The sequence below is a fragment of the Flavobacterium davisii genome, from assembly GCF_042182265.1.
Classification (GTDB): Bacteria; Bacteroidota; Bacteroidia; order Flavobacteriales; family Flavobacteriaceae; genus Flavobacterium; species Flavobacterium davisii.
Genome location: NZ_CP097869.1, coordinates 708907 through 734286 on the forward strand (window position 1 = coordinate 708907; position 25380 = coordinate 734286).

Below are 25380 nucleotides of genomic sequence, written 5' to 3' on the forward strand. Positions count from 1 at the left end.
TATTTTTTTAGTATTCTGACTGGTAAAAGTACACTTCTTTTAAAGAGTAATAAAATAAAATTAAAAAAACCTTTTTTAGGTTACAAAAATATAGGAGAAAACACGTCCGTAAGCGTGTTTTTTAGTATTTTATAAAAGCAACCCATTTTTGAGTTGCTTTTTGCTTTTATTTATCTCTTACCACACGAAAGGATTCGGGCGGGAACGGGGGATTTCATATCAGGTAAAGATGCAATTCTTGTTTTTAAAACATCAAAACCTCTTTCTCTTAACCAATAAGTAAGTCGACCATTTCCAAGATTATGTTTTAACTCAGCTTCTTTTTTGGTCATTGAACCGGTTAGATAATCATTACAAACAAATCTTTTAAATTCTTCTGAATATCTTGATTGCCACTTTGTAGAATATTCTACTGAGTATCTTTCCATATTTTTACACTTTTGTGTAAACCTATTTCAGGACAAGACAGTTATCTGGGAGATTCACTTTACGTTATTTCCGTTGCGACGAAAAAAAATATAAATAGAATCTCAAAAACAGTCATAACTATATAAAAAATATTTATATCCAATTGAAAATCAAGAATAATTTTAAATGGGTTAATTATTGCATATCCGGTTGTTTTGATTAAAAAATCCAATAAATATTCATACAATATTAGAAATTTTAAAAAAAGTAATAAAAAAAAATCAATACAAATGAGCACAGGTAATGCTTCTGTAAGCCTATTGTTTTTCCAAAAACTATTTAAATAAAACAAAAGAAAAAGCATGAAAAGGTTAATAATAAAAAACTGTATTTTGAACCCCCCATATCTTTTATAAAAATTAACAAAAAAAAAGTTTTTAATAAGTACTAAAAAAAATATAACATCATCCTCATATTCTAAATAAATTAATCTTTAAACAAATCAACATAAATTCCATAATCAAATTTTAAATTAACTCCTGCTTTAATTCCTAAAATCCATCCAGCATTAGCGTCAATATTCATGTCAAGCATCCTTGTTTTGGTATTTAAAAGTAGATGTGTATTATAACCAGCATGAACACTTGATACAGTACCTCCTGCACTCGCATTAAAATTAAAGCCTAAAAAATTCACACCCACATTTAAATTTCCTTCTAGTGCAAGCGCTCCAGCTCCCATGCCTTGTTTGTAACCGTAAACTCCATTATCACCTAAGGAAAAACCATTTTTTGTATTTGCAAATGCTTTAAAGGCGCTTCCGTCTGCCCCACCTTTTATCCCAATCCAATTTTTATAACCTAGAGAACCATTTAATTTCCCTTCAACTCCAGAAACCTCAGCACTAAAATCATAAGCCGCTTCAGAAGAGTTATTAGATAAATTAATATTAAATGACTTTAATTCTGTATTAAAGTGGTTAACATCATCATCTTTACCAGCTCTAAAACCAACTTTTACACCTGAAAATTGAAAGTTATTTTCATCAATTTTGCTCTCCAATGGACCTCCATAGAATCCTTTCTTTTGATAAGTCCCAGTAACAGTAATCTCATTAAGCTCGGTTGTGGGATAAGCTCTACCTGTATAATTACCTTTAGAATCGGTTTTTTCCCAATAATCTCCTTTAGGTTGTGAACTAGTATTTACTTTTGTATTTGTAGGTTCTAATCCTTCCATTTCAATCATATCAACAACGCGATTTCCACTAAATTGATAAGGAGAATAATATGGGTATTTATGAGTTAAAGGGTCAATCGCAAAAAACCTTCCCACCCTCGGATCGTGCATCCTAAAAGTATAATTCAAAGAATTCCCTTCACCTTTCAATTCATCATCTTTCTCCTGTCCTTGGAAGCCATAACGGTAGGCTGTGCTTGAGCCGTGGCGGTTTGGAATCAAGCTACCAAAAGGGTAATAGTCATTATAACTAAGAACGTCTGACATAAAGGTAAAATTATTTGCTGGATTTCCAATAGATAATTTACGATCTGTAATAACTGAAAGCACATTTCCTAAATGATTGGTTAATTCATAGTTTTTATCTCCTACAAAACGATATGTCTCTTTTGCTGGTCTTTCTATTTCAACTATAGCTTTTCCTTGATCAATACCTTCACAAATATCCCCTATCCCGTCTTGGTCTGCATCTAACTGATTCCCATTAGCGTCTGTTTGTCCTTCTAATTTACCGTTTTTAGTATCAATACAATTATCACATCCATCTCCAAATCCGTCTTCATCTCTATCTGATTGATATTGATTGCTTATAGATAAATAGGTAGGATTGCCTTTTCTTTTAGATAAAGCTTCTTGATCTTTTGGATCTATTATTTCATAATCTATTCTAGGGTTGTACTTGTATTTACAGTTGTCACAATCGTCACCTACACCATCTCCATCGGTATCTAATTGGTAGTCTAAATTCGTTGGATTGGGGGTTGGATTGTACTTTTCACAATTGTCACATACATCGCCATAACCATCTCCATCAGTATCTTTCTGATCAGGATTAAAAGTAAAACGACAGTTATCTAAACGCTTACCGTCTTCTTTAAAGTCAAGTACTCCGTCTTTGTCTGTATCTAATACTTGAGCTCCACAATAGGTGTCTGAATAATCTTTGGGAAAATTTCCAGATATAAAATAACCACTTGCGATGGTGTTACTGAATCCAATTTATCAATACTAAATAATCTACCAAACCTTCTTAACGATTTCTGCCGATGCTTTATTAAGCCATGATATCACCACTATAAAAGATAAAGAATTGCTTAAAAAGTTTGAAGTCATACAAGATATGAATGAAGAAGACAAAGCAAGGGTTACTCGTTTTCTTGATTTGACCATTCGTGATTATAAAGCCAAGCAAGCTTACTCCTCATAAAAACCCACAAAAAAACACGCCTAAAAGCGTGTTTCTTTTTTATAACCTTTTATTTTATCGTAACTCAAAGTGAGGACACTTTGCGTAGCGTGGGCGGTCGGTTTTTTTAAATTTTTAAAACCATATCATCCTGCATTTCCTCATCAACAAATTTAATTATAATTTCTTCTAACGAGTCTGAAATTTGAAAATCGAGAATATTATGCTGAATAGAGTTAAAATCATAAACAAAAAAATAAGTTTTATTAATTTTAAAAATAGTTGTATCAGTTACAACAACGAAAGAGTCTTTTAATCTTTCAACCCCTACAAAAGCATCAAAAAGTCCTGAATAAAATAAAATTTCACCATTCTCAATAGAAAAAATAACAATCTTATTCCACATATTAATTATTAAAATTTTATCAGCTTCAAAATAAAAATCTTGACAAAAATTTGAAAAACAATACTTTTTGCCACTCAAAACAAGTTCATAATAAGTTTCATTTTTATCCAAATCCTTTTCTTCAAAAATATATGTAAAATCCTTTTTAAAATTATTTTTGTTTTTCTCAATAAATCTATATTGCATATTTATTATTTTATAGTTTTATTTCCAGATTCAATTGCTTTATCCTTCAATTCTTTTATTTTTTCACCTAATTTCTCTTTATTGATTTCTGGTAATGAATAAGATGTAACCTCTGGCAATGCTCCTTCTTCTCTAACAAGAAAATTAACATTTACTTTTGTTCCATCTTCCAATTTTGTTTGTTTTGTAAACTCTTTTCCATATTTTGTATTTCGTGAAGCAACTTCAACACCTTCATTTAAAGCCTTCGATGTTAAGCCTAATAGTTTTTCTGAAGTATCAATTCCCTGTTCTTTAAGTTTATCGCTTCTTATTATAGATTTAGCCATATTCTCAATTTCTTTCATGGTTGCTTTTGCTAAATCTTTACTAACCGTTGTACCTCTACCTAAACCAAAATCAAGTTTACCAAGCATAACGGTATATTTTTGAGCAAATTTACTCTTAACAAAATTTCCAACAACAAGTTTTGTTGTTCGGGTAAAATCATCAATTGGTCCAGGTGTGTCAATAGTTCCGCTTTCATCTAAAAAACCTACAGCTATACTAGCTGCACCATTTGCAGCGCCAATATACAATAATTGATGCCTAGCAAAATTAGCCGTTGTAGTCCAAAATAGACTTTGCAGAACAGGTGTTGCTCTACCAAAAGTCAAAACTGTCGCCCAAAAAGCAACTCCTATTGCACCTCCTTTTATTATATTTTTATTATAAGAACGGAAAAAGGCATCTTTTTCATTTCTAGATAAATTTTTAGGTAAATGGACTGAAGCAGTTTCTAACCCTTCCATTTCAATACCATCAATCACTCTATTTTCACTAAATGCGTAAGGACTATTCCATGGATATTCGGGTGCTAACGGGTCTCTTGCGAAGAAACGGCCCACCCTTGGGTCGTGCATTCTAAAAGTATAGTTTAGCGAGTTTCCTTCCCCTTTTAACTCATCATCTTTTTCCTGTCCCTGGAAGCCGTAACGGTAGGCTGAGCTTGAGCCGTGGCGGTTAGGAATCAAGCTACCGAAAGGGTAATAGTCGCTAAAAGATATTATCTCCGCCAAATATTTAGTATTTTTACCTAAATTGTAATCTATAGGTCTATCAGAAATTACATTTAATATGTTACCTAAATGATTTGCTAATTCATAACGTTTGTCACCCACAATTGATTTGTATTCAAATTGAGTCATTGGTACAATGGCATCGAAATATTTACGATTAGCGTCCAAATAATTAGGTGTTTTATCATTATTTGTATCTTCAGTATAGGCAAGTCCTGGAGTTTGATTTGGTTTACCAGGTCCTCCTTCAACTATTTCCCAAGTTTTATAACCATCACCATCATCATCATCATCTAAATAATCAGGCATCGTGTTTGTTAATGCTTGATCATTATTTGGATGTGGATTTGCATTTGTATTAAATGCAGGCACACCTGTTATTGGATTATGATCCTTATCAGAATCTGCATTTTCATAGTTAGTTAGTATCCCATCTCCATCATCGTCTGGATCTAAGTGGTTTAGCAAACCATCTTTATCAACATCTATTGTAATGTTTGGAACAGAATATTCATAAATATCGTACAAGCCATCTTTGTCTGAATCGGGCATACAACTACTAAGTTCTCTCACTACGTAAGGGGTTACAGTCATGGCAATATTACGTGTAATCGTTCTTGGCGGATTGTTTGTAACGGTACTACTTGTCACATCATCAAAGGTGAAACTATGCGATACACCATTGTTGTATAATGTTTTTAAATCATAATTGAAATAACAACTGCTAAAATCTAATGGTTTTAAATTATCAAATGTGCCTCCAAGTTGGAAATTATTAGTTGCTGGTGCTTCATTTACTAATGTTTCTTTACCAAAATAAGGTTGTAAAGCTGTATCAACTCCATTTACCTGAATGTATCCACTGAAATTATTAAAATTAACATTAGTTTTAACTTCTAATCCATCGGTAACGATAGTAGTAGGTGTTGAAACTGCTTCATATGATCTCCTTGTAATAGGAGAGCCAACCGTTGAAGATTTTGTTTTATAAATATCAACTTTTATCTTATGTTTGAATCCTTCACTATCTTTTATAAGCGATAATTTAGTGTTATTTGTAATTTCAAAAACATCTTTGATATCTTTAATTACAAAAAGATCGTAAATATGAAATCCTGACCACAAATACCAGAATTCATTACTAAAATTTGAAATTTTAAGTTTTAAATTCATAGGATTAGTTGTAACTGGTCTTGGTTGGCTAGCAAGTACTTTAGAGTCTGCTTTTAAAATAATTTCATTCTCTTTTAATTCTAATTCGAAATTTGTAACTGTGGGCAATTTTTGATTTATTAAATCACCTTTACTTATGATATTAAAAAGATTTCCATTAAAATCAAAACCATACTCTTTACCATCAACTTCTAAGGTAATTGCCCCCTTGTTTCTTAAGGAAACATAATTACTTATATTGAAAAATACACTTCCTGTCTCATTGGGATTAAAAACCGCTGGTTGAATTGCTAAGTATTCTCTTTGACAAGAAGGATAATTCCAAGTTGAAATACTTAATAATTTATCATGATCATAACTCGTTAAATCTGAACAATTAAAATTGTTAAAATACTTTTTTAAAACATTTAATGAGATTAATTCTTTGCTTAATTTAGTCTCATTCGTTTTGTATTGCAATTGTGTTATACCGTATTCATCATTGGCAATGTTTAGATTCATCAAGTTGTACTTAATATCAATTCCAACAGTGTTTAAATTTTGATTTGCGAATGACTGAAGTTCTCCACTTAATAAATTCCACTTAGCATTAGCTGTTTCGGTTAATTTTAATGCGTAATCAGGCTTTATCCCTAAAGAAGTAACATCTATGAAAGAAGCTGGAACTGGAGTTGAAACATTATCACTAATGTTTGAATTATTAGCTTCTTTAGAAAGAGCTAAAATAGTATCTTTATTTGCAATTTTATTAGCTTTTCTATTAAGCTCACCCGTTAAATTATGCTGATACAATAGCATATTTTTTTCTTCTATCCCCAGTCGGCTACTACCATAAATATCATGCTCTTTTAGCGTAAGTGTTGACGGTATGTCGACAACAGTATTAGGTACTGTAGTCACTTGAGCTAAGAAATTTGAACCTGATTTAATGGTAAAATTCCCAGTTAAGGTAATACTTTGAGAGGCAACAAGAGTTAAATCACCTGGAACATTAACAGCAGATGTACCCTCTACTTTTATAGTATTGAAGGCTTTTTTAAGCTCTTTATTATCTAATACATAATTAGTTAATACCAATTCATTTTTAATTGGGTCAACAGGCTTGTGTTCTTCGTAACGTTGTTCATAAACTGCCAGCACATTTCCTTGGGCGTCTCTTGCATAAACCGTTTTAATTACATTTCCACCTTGGGTTACGGCTTTTGCAATTCGATTACCTAAACCATCGTATTCAAAGTCAATGGTCAATTTAGATTTGCTGTTTTCTACACGGCTCACTTTACCATCTACTCGCCATTGTATTTTAAGCCCCTCTGATTTATCTTCAATCAATTGACCTATAGCATCATAGATATAGTTATGGGTGCTGGTGTTATTAATATTGTACGTAATTCCTAATACATCACTTAAATATTTTTCCTGACTCTCTAAATCAGTGGTATAACTTGTAACAGGTACACTATCCTCAACCAATCGCAACTGATTATTCACCTTGCCTGGGGTATAATCATATCTTAAATTATCCATAATAACACCGTTAGTATCAGTGGTTTTTTGAGACAGGATGTTACCATTGCGATCGTAAGTGTAATTGGCACTTACACTAGGTCGTGGAATTGGCTTTACCATGTCATCTCTATCTACGTTAATAGCAACAGAGTTCATAGCTACAATTCTATTTAATTGGTCATAGGTGTAATTGTTTTTCTGTGTTGGCAATAATTTTCCGTTTAATTCACTTATTGAAGTAACCATTTGTTTAATGTTACCATTATATAAGTTGCTTCCGCCACCTAAGACACTAGTATTTCTACTATACACAAGAGGTAAGAAACCGTTATCGATAGTTGTTGAATTAGCATTTTGTAATGGATAGCTATCATTTGAGCTAATAGCTCTATAATCATTATCGTTATAACTTAATGAATATCCGAAGGCATCTTGAACATTAGATGTTTTTGGCATACTAGGAGTACCAGCAGTATAACTACCATCAGGGTACATTACTAAACCATTATTAGAAATATTCTCGCCGTTTACCATTTTTAGCCAACCTTGAAGCGTATAGGCATAATCAATCCCCTGAACTTCTTTATTTCCAAGTACAGTTCTCGATAATGGACCATGAGGATAATATTTATACTCTGCATCTTTTTCCCAAATTGCTCCATCTGGAGAGGTTTCAACACTCACAATTCTATTATCAGCATCATAATTATACCTATGGATGAACTGATCTGCCTTATTAGGCTGGAATATTACTTTGTTTACCTTACCACTGATTAAATCATAATCGTAGACTACTCTTTTTAAATGCGCTTCACAATCGTTCTTTCTTCCAGAATCTGAATCTATTACAGTTTCCTGACAATTATAATTTTTTAATGATCTATTGTATGAAACTTGTTCCTTTACATTACCATGAATATCATAATTATAAAGGATAGCATTGTCAAAATTTAAAGTCGAAGAATCATTAATTACATTATAATAAAAAACTCCAGTAACTCTATTTCTGTTTGAAAGCGCAACATTATTTGTAGCGGTACGGAATAAATTGGAAGCTTTTAAATTAGCTTCAACTTCTGGATCTTGACTGTATATAGTTTTTGTTACCTGATGTTTAGAGTATAACGCGTCTTTAAATGTGTTTACTCTAATATTCTTCTCAATTAAACGACCATTATCATCAATTGAATAAGATATATCCGTATGAATTTCTCCAGCTTCGGTTATTCTTCCTAATACATCATATTTGGTATAACTAAAATGATTTTTAGCCAATTGTTTTTCATTTTGAGAAGCTATAATGCGCCCTAAATCATCGTAGGCAAATTTAGTAGTCCCTCCATCAGGCGTTTGTTGCCAAATTAACTGATTTAATGTATTATAACGATATTCCGTTTTGAACTTATGATTCGGTAATAGCGTAGCATTATCAAGTTTTTGATCTCTAGATTGATTTATTTGAGTATCTAAAACCGATGTAATATCAAAACGATTTACGCCTTCCGGAGCAACAGTTTTAATTAAATTACCTGCTTGGTCATAATAATATAAGGTATATTGATATTCCTTATCCGCATAATTTACATTAAATTGCTCTACCACAGTACTCATAGCCGAAGCTATATAGTTTTTGATAAATTCATTTTTTTGTGATTGAATATATCGTTCATAAGCATCTGTTTTGTATACAGAATTAAAATAAGCGGCCAAACCATCACAATAGCTTTCTGTTTTTATATCCGGGGAAACCATAGGCATAGCTGGTGGTGGACACGGCTTATAAGTAGGAATATACTCTTTATTTACATAATCATTCCAAGTTAATCTTTTAGGGTTGGTGCTATTTTCATCACAATATTTCTTAAATAAATCAATAACATCTTTTATACCATCATAACCATAATGCAATTCAGTTTCGCCAAATCTTACTAGGCTTAAAAAGTCTTTATCAGTGGTTTTTGTGATTTTTAAGGTGTTAATGTAATATTCATAAGAAGCATAAAGATACTGTAAGTTAGCATCGCAGAAATTTTTCTTATTTAAAAAGTACGGTGCATTAGCTCTGTTAAGACCTTTGATTTTTTGTGAATTACCTGTGCCATCAAAATTCAAGAATAGCATGTACTTGTCAAATTCTTCATCACACGCAATAGGCTGTACTGGTTTAGGGATACATTTGCAAGTGGTCTCATCAATGGTTTCATTATTTTTTTCAAAATTTAATAAATCTGTTTCAAACTTACCTTCATAATTAAAAGATATCTGAATTCCATTACAATCGATATCGGCCAATAGATTTTTAAATAGATTAGTTAATTTACCCAAAACAATTGGGTCATCTAATTCACTGACTTTGAATTTCGAGAAAATAAAAGACTCAGCATGATCATTTAGAATTATCTCATGATCATAAAGCTTAGAAAAAAACCCATTAGGATCTTTAAGTTCACCATTAATTCTTATTTTATTGTCATCATCTGTTAATAAAATATAATAATATTTTATTAACGAATTATTGCTTAAATAATTTTCGAATTTTATTCTTGCTTCTTCAAATTGAGAAAAATCTTCGTTTAAATCAGATATAACAAAAATCATTTTGTCAAGTTTTTTTGTCATCTGAAATCCTGGTTTTTTAAAATTGTTCATTAAATAATTTAATGAATTTGATAAAAAATTAGAATATTTTTCACCTTGAATTTGCAATACATTTTCAGAATTCGAATCTGTAAAAGTTATTTCGTTGGCATTACTATCCTTAATATTTTTAGAAGTTTCTCTTTGTATACTTCCCCATCTACCAATTGTAGTATTATAAAAATCATCTCCCGTTGTAAAATAAAATTTTTCAACAGTATTACTGTTTTGCTGATCATTATAAAAATTCGCAAAGGATTGGGCTACATTTTTAAATTTTCTTTTTAAATTTTCTTTACCTATAAATGGAAAATAATCATTTTCCAAATAAGGGGTTCTAAAAATAACACCTAAATGTTTACAAGTTGGTAAAACCTCTTTTTGAATACATTTATCCCCATACCCATCTCCATCAAAATCGTTTTCACCACAAGGAGAACAACAAGAAAAATAGAGTGGCATGCTTTGTGAGCGGGTATTTTTGATTACTGCTTCATAATGAGTAAAACCGAAAGTAGCATTCAATACATTAGCTGGGTTAACATTGTGTTCTGCCGCATCGTTATTCTTTTGGGTAGTTACTGATAGGTGACGTGCATTGTTTTGTGTAGCGTCATTTTGTATTTTACCTCCCACTTTTACTACTACTACAGGATCAGTATTGTTTAATACTTTATCAGTAGTTACAATTGAAAATACTGCGCTATTATTTACTGCCAAAGTGTAAGTGGCTGGTACACCTGTGTTGCCACCACTCCAAGTTACTGTGTCGGTAGTTTTTGTATTAAAATAATAAGCTAATGAAGCATAGTTTGTGTTAAAATTATTTAGGGTTACATTAGCTTGATCAATTTGCTGCTGCTTTTGTAAATCAATCATTAATTTTTTAAGCTCAAGAGCAAAAGTATCTTTTTTATCACAAGTAGCATCTTCGGCTACTATAGAGTCACCAGGTCCTGGTTGGCCTTCAAATTTACATTCTCCAATACGGGCAAGTGTTTTACCGGTTAAAATGATTTCACGGGAGTTATTAATATCTGTAGAACCAATTTGAATAACCGCAACACATTTAAAATTAAACACTGGGTTAGGAACTGTTAGATCGCTATTTGGATCTTTAATGTATACCAGTTGTTTAATCTCTTTGATCGACCAACCTGATGGGGTAAGGTAGTCACTCCAGGAGTATCCTGAAGGAGTAATAATTTCTAAAGGAGTAGGAGTATTTGAAGGGAAGGTTGAGCTCGTATTTGAAAAAATAAAGCGCAAACTATTACCATTGATTTGATTAGCAAAAGTAGGGTTGTAATTTGCAGGATACGGTTGCTGAACACCTGTAAACTCAGTATATAACTTAGCTGTTAGTCCTTGTACTATCTGGGTAAAATTATTCAGATTTGCATTTGGAGTGTTGGCTATGGTATTAAAATGATCTTTAATATATAAACTCAAGTCATCTACAAGTGGGCAATTACCTGTTTGAACGTAATTTTGATACGTATTTGAAGTACCATATTGACTGATTAAGTCATTATCGTTACTACTTGAATAAGGACTAGAAGTGAATCTGCGTATTTTGTATTTGAAAAGTTCATGATTAGGATGAAAAAAGAAATTTGTAGTAGCAAGATCAAAATGATTTGCCCAATTCCATTGATGCATTAAATGGAATTCATTTACCAAGTCCGTTAATTCATTTTGATAGTTACGTAACGGATGTACATAATTATAGAAACTAGGTCTATCCGAACCAATAGGGTAATTGTATCCCTTTAGTTTTAGTGCATGAACATGCATATATAAATCCTTAATATTTGTTTTTAAGGAAATATAGTAGTTTTTGAAAGTATTCCAAACTCTATTTTTTTGAGAATCAGACAGGGTAGAAAAACTAACGTTTGGATTACAAGTTTGAATACTATTACACAATATGGTTCTCATAGCCACTTGAAGCATATTCAGATTTGTATGATTTTTATATTGTGTGTTAATAGCCTTTTTCATTATAAGTTGACGCGCTTCAAAAGTTACAGCAGACTCATATTCTAAAGTCCAATTTGCATAATAAGGTGTAAAAACGCCAGGTACTTTTGCTGAAAAGTAAGGGTCCTTTTGGTATAGTACTTTACCATTAGCTAATAAATCGAAGCCTGCACGAGTTGCTTTGTCATAGGTATCAAGATTTTGCAAATAAGCATCAAATTCATCTGAACTTAAGTTACGATTACGTTGAATACGATTAGGATCGGAAGTTCCGTCGGGTTTAAATTGATATACATCAATAGGACTAGTTAATGTACACAACTGTTTAGCGTACTCATAATACGGGTATTCAGGATGATACTGGATTAATGAATTGGCCCAAGTAGGTTTCCAAAGACTAATAAAATCAGTAACTTTAGCTAAATCTTGAGGTAATACTGTATTTTCACTATCCAAAGCAGTAGCATTTGCAATAGCTGGTGAATAAGTTATAGCACCATTTAGGGGATCAACTATTACTTCAATTGGAATTCTAGAGATACTTCCGTCTAAGTTTTTATAGGGTTCTGTAGGTTTTTTCCAATGCATATCTCCAGTAACCAATGCACCAGGAAATGTAGGATTTGCTGTTTTTACTAGTCCATTTACAGTATTAAAAACACTTAAAGCCCAATCAGAACTTTTATCATCAACTCCTCCATATTGTCCGTTAGGAGAGACATCATCTAACAATACTTGTTCATTAATTTCACAAGAAGTAGCTAAACCTTTTCCACAGATATACTCACAAGCTTTGCTAAGTACTTCCCATTCCTTTTTAAGCGATTCTACATGTTTTTTTAATTCAACGTCAGTAATTGACATTCCATAATTCACCGTCACATCTGCAGGAAGAGCTGAGGAATTTTGAGTAACCGAAAGAGTATTAGGATTGACAATAAAATAAGTTGCGCCAGCAATTAATTTATCGGTAGGGACTTGATAAATTCCGTTTAAATTATTTAAAATAAAATTTGGAAGTGTACCTACACTAGCCTCACATTCTTCACAAGTAGTTTTACAATTTATATTAATATTAGGATTAAAATCCTCAAGTTTTACACAACTTCTAAGGTTGGCTACATAATCATCAGCGAAACCTTCTAATGTTTCTTTGTTAACTTTTAAAGTTTTGGACAACTTGTAATCGCCTACTTCTAATTGTAAATCTTTAGGTAAAATAGGAACCTCAATTGTAAATGGTGAAGGGCCTATTTTCATTTTTTGAATTAGCCTATTACCTGTAGTAAAGATTTTATCCGTATTACATTGGTCTTTCAGTGCAATATCTAAATCATATACGAAAGGATACGATTTTGGGCATACCGCAGGAGTAAATCCACTATTATTTTCTACTTTATAGAAAAAGTTATGTTTAGCAGTTTTATCCGTAACCCCTAAAACTCTATTCACTGATAAAACATCTTTATAAGTTTTAAAATTATAAGAAGTTTCTAGTTTGTTATTATCTAAAGGAGTGTCTGTGTCTGTTTGATTTTTCTTGTTTAACAAATCAAAGCCTAAGTTCTTATGCAAATTAGGATCGCTTTCATCCTGTAAAGGCTGCAACACAGGATAAGGAACACCATTGATAACAATATTAGGACTACTACCTGATAATGCTGTAGCGATTGTTTTTCCAGCGTTATCTACATAACTTACAGATACTTGACCGTTAGGATCAACCACAGTGTTTTTCTTGTAGAAATTAGAATAACCAGCTTCGTACCCAAATAGACGATTTAATTCACTTTGCTGAGGGTCACCATAAAAATATTTCATTTCATGACCAGAATCTAATCTGTGTTCAGTACCTACCCCACTTTTTCTGAGTATTCTCCCCGTATTATCAGCAGTATATTCTGTTTGACTATATGGATAATTAAAAGCGTTAGGTATAAAGTTTCTAAAAGGAGTCGTTATATCATTGTTTGGAGAATAGTATTTACTTGAACCGGAAGTATTTATCATACCACCTAAGTCACTTTTACAATAATCCCCACTTTTATCGAAATCGAAGTCAAGATTCGAGAATTGCTTGTTATTTAGATTTCTATTAAAGTCTTTAAAATAACGCAAAAATGAATTTGAAGTAGGTGAAGGTAATACTTCAATTGCAGCTCTTCCTTGTGCATCATAAATAGTTTCACCAACTATTGCATTATTTTCAGTATTTATTTTAGTAACTGTTTGTCTATTTCTTAATGACCCATCAAAAAAACTAACAACTTCTTTTTTCTTTCCTTCTTCGGCATAACTTGCTTTGAAATCCCAGTTCATAGCATCCAAGCTTGGATTTTCACTAATAGGAAAAAAGGTCCAATCCTGAACTGTATTCTTTATTAAGTTTCCTGTGCTCCAATCGCCAAAAAAATCTTTTTTAACATCTGTTTCTTCAGGTTTTCCAATAAATTTTCCTATGGCTCTAACACGGTATAGTAAATAGCCTTTAGAATAAATTAAAGGAATTTCGTATTGATCATTAGAAGTTATGACCTTGGTATTATTTAAATCAAAGTCTCTATCAGTAAAAGGAATTTGACCTGGTGCTTTGTTTACTTTATTATCGGCCGAGAAGTTATCGACCCAAGTCCATTGTAATTCATATTTAACAGCACCTTTTAATTTATTCCATGCTAATTTTACAGTACTTTGCACATTGTTATTAGTTGGATCTAATATTGGAGTTGCTGTTACATTTAAAAGTTGCTGACTTAACTTATAGTAGCGTTCTGCGCAAAAATCTAACTGTAATGAAACATTTGGATTAATTGCTAAAGGGGTAGAAGAGTTTACTTTAATGATAGCACCATATCGATTAAGTAATTCAATTTGTGATAAATCAGTATACACAGGCGAATTAGACATTAGGGAGTTTTCAACAACTAACGTCTTATTAAATGGGGTGTCTTGACTTCCGTCTTGATGAAGTGGAGTGATGGTTAAATTCAGAATTGTTTTCCCAGTGAAACCTTTGTAACTATCACTCTTAAGCTTAATAATAACTTTAGGATTCAAAGTGATCATTGCAGGAAAACCAGCTTCACCATCCCCTTTATATGTATAAGTAGCTGTGGTAGATTGTAAATCTACGTTATTTAATACTTTGGTGTTACCGTTGTAAAAATTCTGTTGTGCAATTCCTGTGCAACTTGCAAGTAAAAAACTACATACAAGTAACAATCTAAGGACATTAAATTTTACTACTAATGGGTGCATATTAAATTATGATTTAATAAGTTGAAAGTTTGAATATTTTTTTGATAAAATGACATTGTTGCCATTTTTGATAATATAATTCTTTTTGTTAGTTAAGTTTTGATCAACCGCATTATTTGAAACACGTTTTTTATAAGTTGTCTCAATTCTAGGGACTACTTTAATTGGCTTTTTCCTATCAGATTCGTCAATGGTTTGTGTTAAATAAGTGATTTGTTTTGTAATTAATAAATCCGATTTATTAATGTAAAAAATTACTTTACTCAACATAATCTGTGTAATATTTTTTGGTGAAAATTCACAAATATACTGGGTAGGTGTTGTCTTTAAGTTACATTTAAAATCTTTAAGAAAGACTTTTAAACTTACATCAGTGGGCAACATATCTGATTCCATTTTGCCTTCAGAATACAGCGCCATTTTTTCTTCATTACTTATTTTTAAAGAACAATCATTGAAACTTAAAAGCTCCATTCCTTTTACTTTAAAATAAATACCATTTGGCGTTTTTACAATTACACCTTCGTATACCTCTTTGGGTTTCTTATCATTATAATTTTTAAACATTGTAACATTTGTAAACAATGATAGACTTGCTTTTTTGTTATAATTTTTAGAAACCTCTTCTAACAACTCTTTTGCGTTTGTAAAATCCTGTGCAAACCCAGCAATGGACGAAAAAAATATACCGACAAAAACTAATAAATATAACTTATTCATCATTTTGTTTCTTTACTAATTGTTGACCCTTTTCTTGTTTCTTGTATCGTAAAGACTCCTTTTTCGGTTTCTTTTTTAATTCGGATTAAACCTCCTTCTAGATCGTATTCGTAAAAAGTAGAATAATTATTTTCATCTAACTCAGCCATAAGGCGTTGGGTTTTCTGATCATATACAAAACTTTTCATATTACCTTCGCTAGGAATGATACGAATGTCATCAAAGTATGAAAGTGTCCCATCTTGATTTGTTGATGCATTAGAGTCATTAACTAATTCTAAATAAAACTCAGCACTTTCTTGAGGAACAGTAAATTCTCCTATTATTCTCTGCCAGCCATCAATAATTTCACCTGATGGAAGGAACTTAATGGGATCTTGAAAAGATTCTTCATATTTATCTGTAAAAGCTATACTTATATATGATTTTTTAAAATTTAAATACTGTTTTGAGGGTTCCTTTTCACTTTCCTCACGTACCCAACCTGAAACTAAATACTTTTTATCTTTAATTAATTCAAAAGAACTACATTCGTTACAAGGTTTAGGAGGAGTCATTTTACAACCTTCTTCTGTCTTTTCAATATCCATTTTTTGAATTGGCGACAGCAAACAATTATCGTTAGTGTCAAAAGCCAAAGTAGCGAAACTATTTCTTATTGTTCCAAGTTCATTTCCAGTTGCTTTAGCATTATAAACAACTTCAATAGTTTGACCAGGTTTAAGTAGCAAGCCCTGTTTAAAATCGACCTTCATCCAATTTGAACTATCTGGGTTACAACTATTCGAAAAATTAGGTATAGAACCATTTTGTGAATAACTACATACTAAACTTTGCCTATTCATATCTACACCATTTGAGGCAAAATCTACTTGAACTTGTGTATTGTTTAGCTGATTTCCATCTAAATAAACAGTAGGGTTTTTTAAACAATCATATTTTAATTCAAAAGGCACATTTGTATTTCTAGGATCTGTATTACTTTCAAAAGTATCATTAGCCAATGGTCTTAAATTAAGAATATTTTGTAATTTAATATCTTTCGTACCTGTATTGATTACTCTTAATTTTAATTTAGTATTCTCATTTCTTCGAATCATTACATAATCGTCATACCACTCTTGATTGTCCTCACACCAAACTAAAAACTGAGTTTTATATTCAGTAATGGGTATCAAATCAATTAATGTTTTATTACTCGACATGCTATTCGTTATTATTTCATTTTCTATTCCATTTTTAGGATCTGCGTAAGTCCCTGGTTTAACTTTAACTTTAAATTCAATAATTAAAAACATATATAACTCGGATGGCAAATCAAAATTTTCAAAAGTTAATTTACCTCCTCCATTAGAATCATTTATTGATGGAGTAGTAATTTTAATAGTATTTTTTGTACCAGGAAAAGTAAAACTATTCCTATAAACTAAAGGTATATTTGTTAATTTTGAATTAGAAGTATAAGCTATTTTTAATCCTCCTAAATAAATTAATCTTGGATCTAATTGATCTCTCAAAAAAGTATTTAATTGATCTTTTTCTCCTGTATTACAAACTTCCATTCTATAAATAAATACATCATTAGAAACACCTATTGATTTTGTCTGATAGGAACTCGCTTCCCCTTTAGTAATTTTTTTTAAATTATTAGAAATTCTAATATTGGGTTTACAATTATTTATACTTGCTATAAGCTCTTTATACGGAATAGTGATCTGTTCATTAATTGAGGATGTAACACCAAAAGTAAATTTATCATTACTTGTGATTACAGAAGGATCAGTATAATTAAAAAATATCCCAACGGATACTTCTTTAGAAAAATCAAGGCACGCTATTTTAATAACTATATACTTAGCATTCTTTTCATTAGTAGGAATATTATTTCGATCTAAATAGTATTGTTGAATTTTATCTCTACAGTAATCTCTTCCTCCATTAAACCCTACGTAAAAAAGTTTTATTCCGTCTGGAAGGGTAATCTTATAAAGTCTTGTGGGTTGTTCAGTAGAAATAGTATTCGAAATATTTGGATCTGAAGAAGTATTAAACCGAATACTGACGTTACTTGTAGTATAATTGTATGAATTAGGACATGACAAATTATAAATAAAATGAACATCATTATTGCTATTTACTGGATTACAAGAATCATCACATTTAGGAATTATATTTGTATAAATTGAAGATCGAAGGGTCTCTATGCTTTGATCATTGCAATCTTTACCTATTGCATAAGTAGAAAGTTGAGATTTACCAATACACTCAATATTCGCACACGGATATTCAACTTCAATATCATAAGAATCATTAATAGCCATAGTATATACTGATCTAAATGGAATATCTTTTCCTATCCAAGATATTGTTTTAATGTCGCCATTAATAGTTTCTTTAAAACCACCATTGATTTTATGATAACTATTACGATCATATACTCCTCGTATTATAGCACATTTAGGTAAATCAAGACAAATAAGAGGTGAGTTAAAATCTGCTCCATCAAGATTTAAATTGTCGAAATTTGTGTGTTGTACTGAATAGCGGACTATTTTACCTAAACAGAATGCATCATTTCCATAACCATTCTGACTAGACTTCTTATCATAAGAAGTAACTTGATTTAAAGTCAGTTTAGACCTGTAACTTGAAGAAGCTATTATTTCAATTGGATTAGAAGTAACAGAAAGCTTATCACAATCAAAAAATTTACCTTGTATTACTGATTTTGAACCATTACAAGTTACACCTTCTCTAAATCTTACTCCAATTTTAAAGCTAAAATGCGAACCTATTTGAAAAGGAATATTAGTTAATGTCAGTATATTATCACTATTAACCGTAGAAAGTACGGCTTTAGCATTTCCAATCACCGTTGCGTTAGGCAAGAATTCTAGTTGTCCTAGGTTTAACTCAATTTTCTTTTCGTTACAAGATGTATTTGCATTTACATATTCAATATTAATTAAAAATGTTTTACCACTTGGCTTTGGAGTTGAAGCATCATCAATACTTACCTGCATTTGCTGAGCAATAGTACTAAAACTAATAAGAGCAAATAGATATATAAATATATTTTTCATTATAATTTCTTAAAACTAGTTATTCTTACAAGGTTCTATTTTTCTTTTATACGTTGCTCTATTTCCAGGCTTAACGACTAAACTTTTTACACCACTATGTGATTTTTTATCAGTTACAAAAATGGTATTATTAATTAAACCTTGAGAAAAATTAAAATGCGGTCTATAAATAGTTGGATTTAGATCATCGTAGTAATCTTCAAAATTATCCGCACCAATTTCTTGATATTTTGTATTTGAACCTACTGCAACAGGCAATTTATAATGATAACCATATTGAGCAGCAGAATAACGATTTAGTGCATCTTTGTTTTCAACTTCAACACCATAAGGATTATATTTAGTTATGGCACTTGCAAATGTCCAATTTTGCTTATCCATTAACCATTTACCTGTAACATTGTCAATCTTATAAAAAGCATTGTAATCTTTAAAGTGTCCTTTATTTCTGCGATTACTTTCTTCTTGGTTAATTCTGCTTGAAAGATATGCGTATGATCTTATTGGTTTCCATTGTCCTTTAATATTATATAAATATGGATTTACGGGTTTACCTTGACCGTTTAATAACCCAAATTCATTAGGCAAATTATTTTCACATTGTGACTTCCAATCATCAGAGTATTCTATAGCGCTGGCATTGATTACTTTAGGTTTGTTAGTATCCGTTGGTAAATATGAAAATGGATTGATTATTTTACCACCTATTAATTTATCTAACGGATTTATCATTGCGGTCACAGTTGCCATATTTGAACTCTGTAAATTTTTATTACCCGAATTTACAATCCTTACATTAAAATTACCTGTGATTTTAGGATCTAGATCATTTCCATCCTTGTCCATAAGTTGTATACCATCTGAAGCGACTTTTATCACCCAATATTTAGTAAAGTCATTCAATTGCAATTCGTCTCCTACTTTGAATATTTGCGTAATTTCTTGTTGACCAGGATTTAAAATTGCAAATTTATTACTTGAAGGAGATTTTGTTAAACTACATTCAAAATCAATATTTTCCGATGCTAACCCCATACTAGCATAATACCAATATGCTGGATAGTTAAAACTATAATAGTTGTCTTCAAATTCATTTGAAGTTTGTGTTAAAAGGACTTCTCCAGTTTTTGCATCCCATGCCAAGTTTTTAGTAGATACCTTTGAATTGTTATCGTATACGATTTTTTCAGACAAAAGTCCCATTCTGTGTGTAACTTTTGTGGTAGTAGCTGTACGCATTCTATTCTTCTGATATTGCATATTAGGAATAGGCATTGAAATTGTAATAGGGAAAATACCTATAATAAATATAGCCAAGTTTACATGTGTTCCAAAAGTTTTGGTAATTGATTGACTTTCATTGAAATCATTAACCAAATCTCTGGTTACTCCTATGGTGTTTGTTGAAACATTACCATTTTCATCAATTGTTGTAACATCGTTGTTTAATCCATAGTTACTATCAAGGCTGTAAATATACTCTTCTTTACTTATAAAATTTTGGTCATTTGTAACTCCTTCTGCGTATACTGATGTAGATTTAGGTTTACCATCCATATCATTGGTTTCAACAGAAAATCCTTGTGAAAATGTCAAACTATTATATGAATATATTTTTGGCAAAAAAGCTGAAAGTAGACTGTCTTCAGTGGTATCTACCCAAGGATCGATGTTTGTGAAGTCTGTTTTTGTAGGAAAATCAAGACTTGTATAAAAACATGATACTACTTGTCCTGTTGCATGCTTTTTGACTACTTTATTCGGAACTGATGAATCTTGTTTAGCTAAGTTAGCGACAGTAACACGAGAATAGGTTACCTTAGGAGACGGGAAAAAGGATTCACCAAATGGCAGTTCTACATAATTATTCTCAGCAGGTTGCGAAATCCTATCGGCATAACTTTGATCTTCATAACTATAAAATGGTTTTTTAAATGGATTTTCTTGTGATCCATTGGGTTCAAAAGTTGCAACCCCACTAGATGATGTTCCATCATTCAGACTATATGAATAATTCTGTCCATACATTTCTTTATAAATAGGATTATCTATTTCGCTATTCATCACGTCCCAATTATCACTTAATTGGATACTTTTAACTCTTAACCCCCCACCAAACTTAACTCCTGATGGATTCTCTAAACGAACCCAAGATTTAGAAGTGTCTATTTTGTTTGCTCTTCCTTTCATTTCAAGCATACCGTTAGGGCCTGAGATTATTTCAGCCATCATTGCAATACTGTTCACTAATTCTTTACAAGCAGCAATAAAAGATTTAGTTGTAGCATCACCCTCCATTTGATACATTCTACGGTTGATATTTTGTCTACCGAATCCCCATGCGGTTTTGGATATTGGATTTACATGACTAGACCCTGCAATTCCCCCATCTCTCTTAACAGACCTCAAAGGTATAGCTACTATTCCATTACTATTAACTGTCATTTCATTTAGTTTGTCAGTATTAATTAAGAAATAGCCTTTTATAGGTTCATAATCTCCATTCACTAAATCAACATGAGCATTAAAGAAAATAGGCTCAGACAGATTTTCCGAAAGATATTTTTTTCTAAATTCAACTGCACTTAAATTGGCATTTGGTATTTTAACATAGATATATTTAATATGTCCTTTACCAAGCATATCATATAAAATTTGATCCTCAGTTGGTGAATTAGTGTAGCCTACTCCAGATATTTGAAACATCTGCATGGCTTTTTTATTTTGCACATATTTGTAATCATCACTTTCTGTTTCGATATTAATCTCACCTCCAGAAGGTAATTTTATTCTTTTTAACACCCAAGTGCTAGTGTTTTTGTCTGCCGTTGCTTTATCTTGAAATACATAAGGATATTCCGTATTACTTATACCACTAGGGTTTACACTTTTATCTTTAAAGTTATTCCATACATCAAATGATTTCATGTTATAAGCTTGATTGTTGGCATACTCAAAAGCATAAGGAGTATATTTACCCATTAAAGAATTTCTATAAGTAAAATAGATTTTTTTTAAGGTTAATTTTCCTTTTGCTTTATTTATGTTAATGGTATTTATAATTTCATCTTCTCCACTGTTACTAGGTACATTAGGGCATAAAGAGTAATCATATTCAAAATGTGCCGTTTTGATAGGAAGTGCATTTGAACCATTTTTTAAATAATCTTCCTTGGCATATAACATGATTTTTGATATATATTTCATTCTTTGACTAGTATCTGCCCCACCATCTTCTCCAGTTACTCCTAAAGCGTCTTTTCTGTCCTTTAACTCAAATACTGCAATATGAGTTTTGGTTACAATTTTGTTTAAGTATACTAGTTCTTTACTTCCATATAAATAATGCCCTTTTTGGTCATTAGGATTAGATTTAACTCCAGCAGAATAAGAGGCTGTCTTAATTTGAGTTGGAACCCTCCAATTATATGTTTTTGGTACGCTATATTCAAATTTAGTGTAATTACCTAAATCCATATCAGATGGCCCATTATTATCAATATCCTGATAATCTGGAGATAAAACACTAGTTATTAGGTAAGAATGAGCGTATTTAGGAGTGGTGGTTTTGTTGTAAAAATGATCACTATCGCTATTTCCAGAGTTTCTAGAATCAGTATAAGTAACTAATTCTTTATCGCTATCTACTACATTTCCATTTAGACCCGAAACATCAAAACTAGCTTCAATTTTAGTATTATTATAAGCTGCTTTTCCATAAATGTAGCTAGATCCATCCGTTTTGATAATTTTTATACCTGCTGTATGATGACCTGGAGCGTTATTCTTAAAAATAAACTTGCCGTCAGCCTTGTTGTTTTGTATTTTTTGTACAACTTGATTTTTTAATTCTCTTTTTGCTCTTGAGATAGGATTGTTGTTAACACTTGTACTGTATTTGTAATAATCCAGTTTTTTCACATCGTATCTTGATTCTAGTTTTCTATTTCCCCATTCTCCAGAAATACCTAATTTCATAGGGCTAGATCCTTCAAATCCATTTATATAATTTTTATCAGTATCCACTCCAAGTTCACCCACCATTCTATAGGATACATTTTGTAGTAGACCCATTTTTCCATATTCAGTAAATCTACCAAGAGCATGATTATGCGTATACCAAGGTCCAGTTACACTTTCTGTAGGTGAATTTTGAAAATCTACACCTATATGAACCGTTTGCCCTGATCCAATTTCAATTCCAAAAGATTGGCTACTAGATTGGTCAATAGTAACATCATTAAATAAGTATCCTACTTGGGTATGATGGGGCCTAAACATACCTGATATACCTTGACCTTGAATAGAAAAAGTGTCATAGGTATAATTGGTTAACGGTAAAACAGTAGAATTTTTGTTTATGGTTGTTTCATTTTCTCTGTTAAAGTCCAAAACACCTTCTCGATTCCCTTTAAGGTGCGTATTGTCATACCCAAATCCTGAAACAGTTTTATCTTTTTCGTGAATATTCTGAAAAGAACCATACCCAGAAATTCTTAATTCACCTTCAATTCCAATAACTTCTCCTCCGATAGTTGCATTGTAGGTTTTGTTGTTGTTTATATAAGATACACGTTTTGTTGGTGTGTAATTATGAGTGTTGTTTAATGATAGGCTTGCCGTTCCATAACCATTCCTATTTAAAGTGTTTCTTGCAAACACAGCAAAGTTACCTCCTCCCTTTAGCATCATGTCGCTATTAAAACAAGAAGCACTTATATTTTGTAATCCTTGTCTACTACTCAAATTTGCAGAAATATTGGCAGTAGTTTTTTCATTTCTAGACTTGTATTTTGCGTCTAATCCTAAATTTGCTCCGCCTTCAGTAGAACCCGACAATGTAAAGCCTACACTAGAATCCATTCCCATTTTAAAACTCATACCAATTGAAGGTTTAAAGCTTAACCCTACATAATTGTTATAATCAACTCCTAATCCCATACTAAATGGGAAGTTGTTACCCAACAATGCAGGACTTACATTGAAATTTGCTCCAATGGTTTTATTTTCACGCATATCGTTCTGATAATTCATCAAATCGCCATTGAAATCGTCTGGTAAACCGCGTACTTGCCTTTCAATTTGTCCGACATTTAAATTCCAACCTAATCCAACCCATGAAGCTTCTTGATCCATAGTAACCCCTGAATTATAGGCCAGGTTAATTGGGTAGCCCCCTACATCCATAATTGGTATATTGTAGTTAAAATCTCCACTTGATAAATCTACCATATCCGAAGTAGCAATTGGAGTAAATGAAGTAAATTCAGGCTGCTTTGGGCCAGAAGTTAAAGCATAAGCAGCTGTTGGAGCTATTAGTTCCACTATAAGATTGACTAATAAATAATACGCAACAATCTTTGAAAAATGACTTTCTCTAATTTTTCTCATAGTTTTATTGAAGTGTCGGCACTGTTAAATTTAAATTTTAAAGTCCCTTTTTTGAATAATTTATCTTTGTATATTAATTGAACCTGTTCATTAGGTTGTATTCCCGAGAAATACAAAAGTATTTTTTGGTAAGGTGCTATTTTATAGGTTCTTTCGTAATTAACTCCTGCACAAGGAATTGTATCTTTTGTAGAGGTAACTACACAAAAATCTTGATCAATTCCGAAAGCTAGGTATTTTAAGCCGTCTTCATAACTAATACCTGTAAAGGAAGGATCCAGTAACTCTTTTTCTTCTTCTTCTTGGAAAATAAATTCTATGACTCTCTCTGTCTTATTCATTCTATAAATAGAGTCGATAGCAAACAGATCTTGATTTCCTTCGTTTTTTAATAAATAGTATTGTATAGGAACTTCAGTTGCTGTAAAACCTATGGCTCCTACTTTTTGAGTACGCATACGGGATTTCCATCCACGCCCTTCTAATTCAAAGAGTTGATAACGTATATCGGAATCATCTTTGGATCCTTTTTTACAAGAAATTAAAGATAATAAGGCAACTACTAAATAAAGTAGAACCGACTTAATTTCCTTCATATTTTTGATTTGAAAATTGGATTAAATCAAGTGTAATATCTGCCTTGGAATTAGCATAAATAATTTGTTGCTGCTCTGTAGAACCTATCACTATTTGGTAATTTTTTTGAACAGCATATTCTTGAACGTATTCTTGTAGTCTTTTCCAAATTTTAGCGGACTCTTGCATCACAAATGCTTGACTAGCTTGCTCAAATTCGTTACGTTTTAATATGAACTCCTTGTTTAAATTTTGATTGTTTTCGTTTCCAGGTGTATTAATTTTAGCATATAAAGAATCTAGAACCGCTTTTTGAGTTCTAAATTCATGCTCTCCTGCTTTCTTCATTTCTTTGGTCATATTAAACCCTTCGAAAAGTTTAGCATTATCTACACATACTACATCAGGTGATTTGAACACCTGAAAAACAATCAATAACAATACAATGAATATGAAAAGAATTAACCCAAGAGGTAGTATTTTGTTATTGCATTTTTCCCAACTAAAACGCATTTTCTTAAAATTTTCCCAAAAGTACGATTTTTAAAGGCTTAAAAAAAGTCTAAA

The 25380-nt window shown here is 31.5% G+C and carries 9 protein-coding genes and 1 pseudogene; all 10 read right to left on the reverse strand.

The genetic code is table 11. From position 1 onward, the window contains the following. Positions 1–170: 170 nt before the first annotated feature. The 10 genes and pseudogenes from NAB20_RS02930 to NAB20_RS02975 all read right to left on the reverse strand — a co-directional run bounded on the left by NAB20_RS02930 (position 171) and on the right by NAB20_RS02975 (position 25326). Positions 171–428 carry a hypothetical protein gene (locus NAB20_RS02930; protein WP_375605467.1) on the reverse strand — a complete coding sequence of 86 codons (258 nt, stop codon included), beginning with the start codon at positions 426–428 and terminating at the stop codon, positions 171–173. Positions 429–894: 466 nt separating this feature from the next. After that, entirely contained in the window at positions 895–1914 is a 1020-nt protein-coding gene (locus NAB20_RS02935) for an RHS repeat-associated core domain-containing protein (RefSeq protein ID WP_375605468.1), read from the reverse strand. Positions 1915–2343: 429 nt separating this feature from the next. Then, positions 2344–2646, reverse strand: a pseudogene (locus NAB20_RS02940) (hypothetical protein); the annotation flags it as partial. A 314-nt stretch (positions 2647–2960) separates the two neighbouring features. Next, complete coding sequence (locus NAB20_RS02945) at positions 2961–3425, reverse strand: hypothetical protein (protein WP_375605469.1); 465 nt, start codon at positions 3423–3425, stop codon at positions 2961–2963. 5 nt (positions 3426–3430) lie between these two features. Next, positions 3431–15043, reverse strand: a complete 11613-nt coding sequence (locus NAB20_RS02950; RefSeq protein WP_375605470.1) for an RHS repeat domain-containing protein — start codon at positions 15041–15043, stop codon at positions 3431–3433. A 6-nt stretch (positions 15044–15049) separates the two neighbouring features. Continuing rightward, complete coding sequence (locus NAB20_RS02955; protein ID WP_235877290.1) at positions 15050–15766, reverse strand: hypothetical protein; 717 nt, start codon at positions 15764–15766, stop codon at positions 15050–15052. Continuing rightward, positions 15763–18846: a hypothetical protein gene (locus NAB20_RS02960; protein WP_375605471.1), complete on the reverse strand. Its 3084-nt coding sequence runs from the start codon at positions 18844–18846 to the stop codon at positions 15763–15765. The genes NAB20_RS02955 and NAB20_RS02960 overlap by 4 nt, the downstream gene beginning before the upstream one ends. Positions 18847–18861: 15 nt before the next feature. After that, positions 18862–24237 carry a hypothetical protein gene (locus tag NAB20_RS02965; RefSeq protein ID WP_375605472.1) on the reverse strand — a complete coding sequence of 1792 codons (5376 nt, stop codon included), beginning with the start codon at positions 24235–24237 and terminating at the stop codon, positions 18862–18864. Continuing rightward, the gene (locus tag NAB20_RS02970) at positions 24234–24833 is read right to left on the reverse strand and encodes a hypothetical protein (protein ID WP_375605473.1); all 600 of its coding nucleotides are present in this window, start codon (positions 24831–24833) and stop codon (positions 24234–24236) included. The genes NAB20_RS02965 and NAB20_RS02970 overlap by 4 nt, the downstream gene beginning before the upstream one ends. Then, positions 24820–25326, reverse strand: a complete 507-nt coding sequence (locus NAB20_RS02975) for an OmpH family outer membrane protein (RefSeq protein WP_105196264.1) — start codon at positions 25324–25326, stop codon at positions 24820–24822. The genes NAB20_RS02970 and NAB20_RS02975 overlap by 14 nt, the downstream gene beginning before the upstream one ends. Between the last annotated feature and the right edge of the window lie 54 nt (positions 25327–25380).

Bases quoted from the DNA above. Each gene is read 5' to 3' on its own strand.
- NAB20_RS02930 (WP_375605467.1), bottom strand. From the start codon at position 428: ATGGAAAGATACTCAGTAGAATATTCTACAAAGTGGCAATCAAGATAT.
- NAB20_RS02935 (WP_375605468.1), bottom strand. From the start codon at position 1,914: ATGTCAGACGTTCTTAGTTATAATGACTATTACCCTTTTGGTAGCTTG.
- NAB20_RS02945 (WP_375605469.1), bottom strand. From the start codon at position 3,425: ATGCAATATAGATTTATTGAGAAAAACAAAAATAATTTTAAAAAGGAT.
- NAB20_RS02950 (WP_375605470.1), bottom strand. From the start codon at position 15,043: ATGCACCCATTAGTAGTAAAATTTAATGTCCTTAGATTGTTACTTGTA.
- NAB20_RS02955 (WP_235877290.1), bottom strand. From the start codon at position 15,766: ATGATGAATAAGTTATATTTATTAGTTTTTGTCGGTATATTTTTTTCG.
- NAB20_RS02960 (WP_375605471.1), bottom strand. From the start codon at position 18,846: ATGAAAAATATATTTATATATCTATTTGCTCTTATTAGTTTTAGTACT.
- NAB20_RS02965 (WP_375605472.1), bottom strand. From the start codon at position 24,237: ATGAGAAAAATTAGAGAAAGTCATTTTTCAAAGATTGTTGCGTATTAT.
- NAB20_RS02970 (WP_375605473.1), bottom strand. From the start codon at position 24,833: ATGAAGGAAATTAAGTCGGTTCTACTTTATTTAGTAGTTGCCTTATTA.
- NAB20_RS02975 (WP_105196264.1), bottom strand. From the start codon at position 25,326: ATGCGTTTTAGTTGGGAAAAATGCAATAACAAAATACTACCTCTTGGG.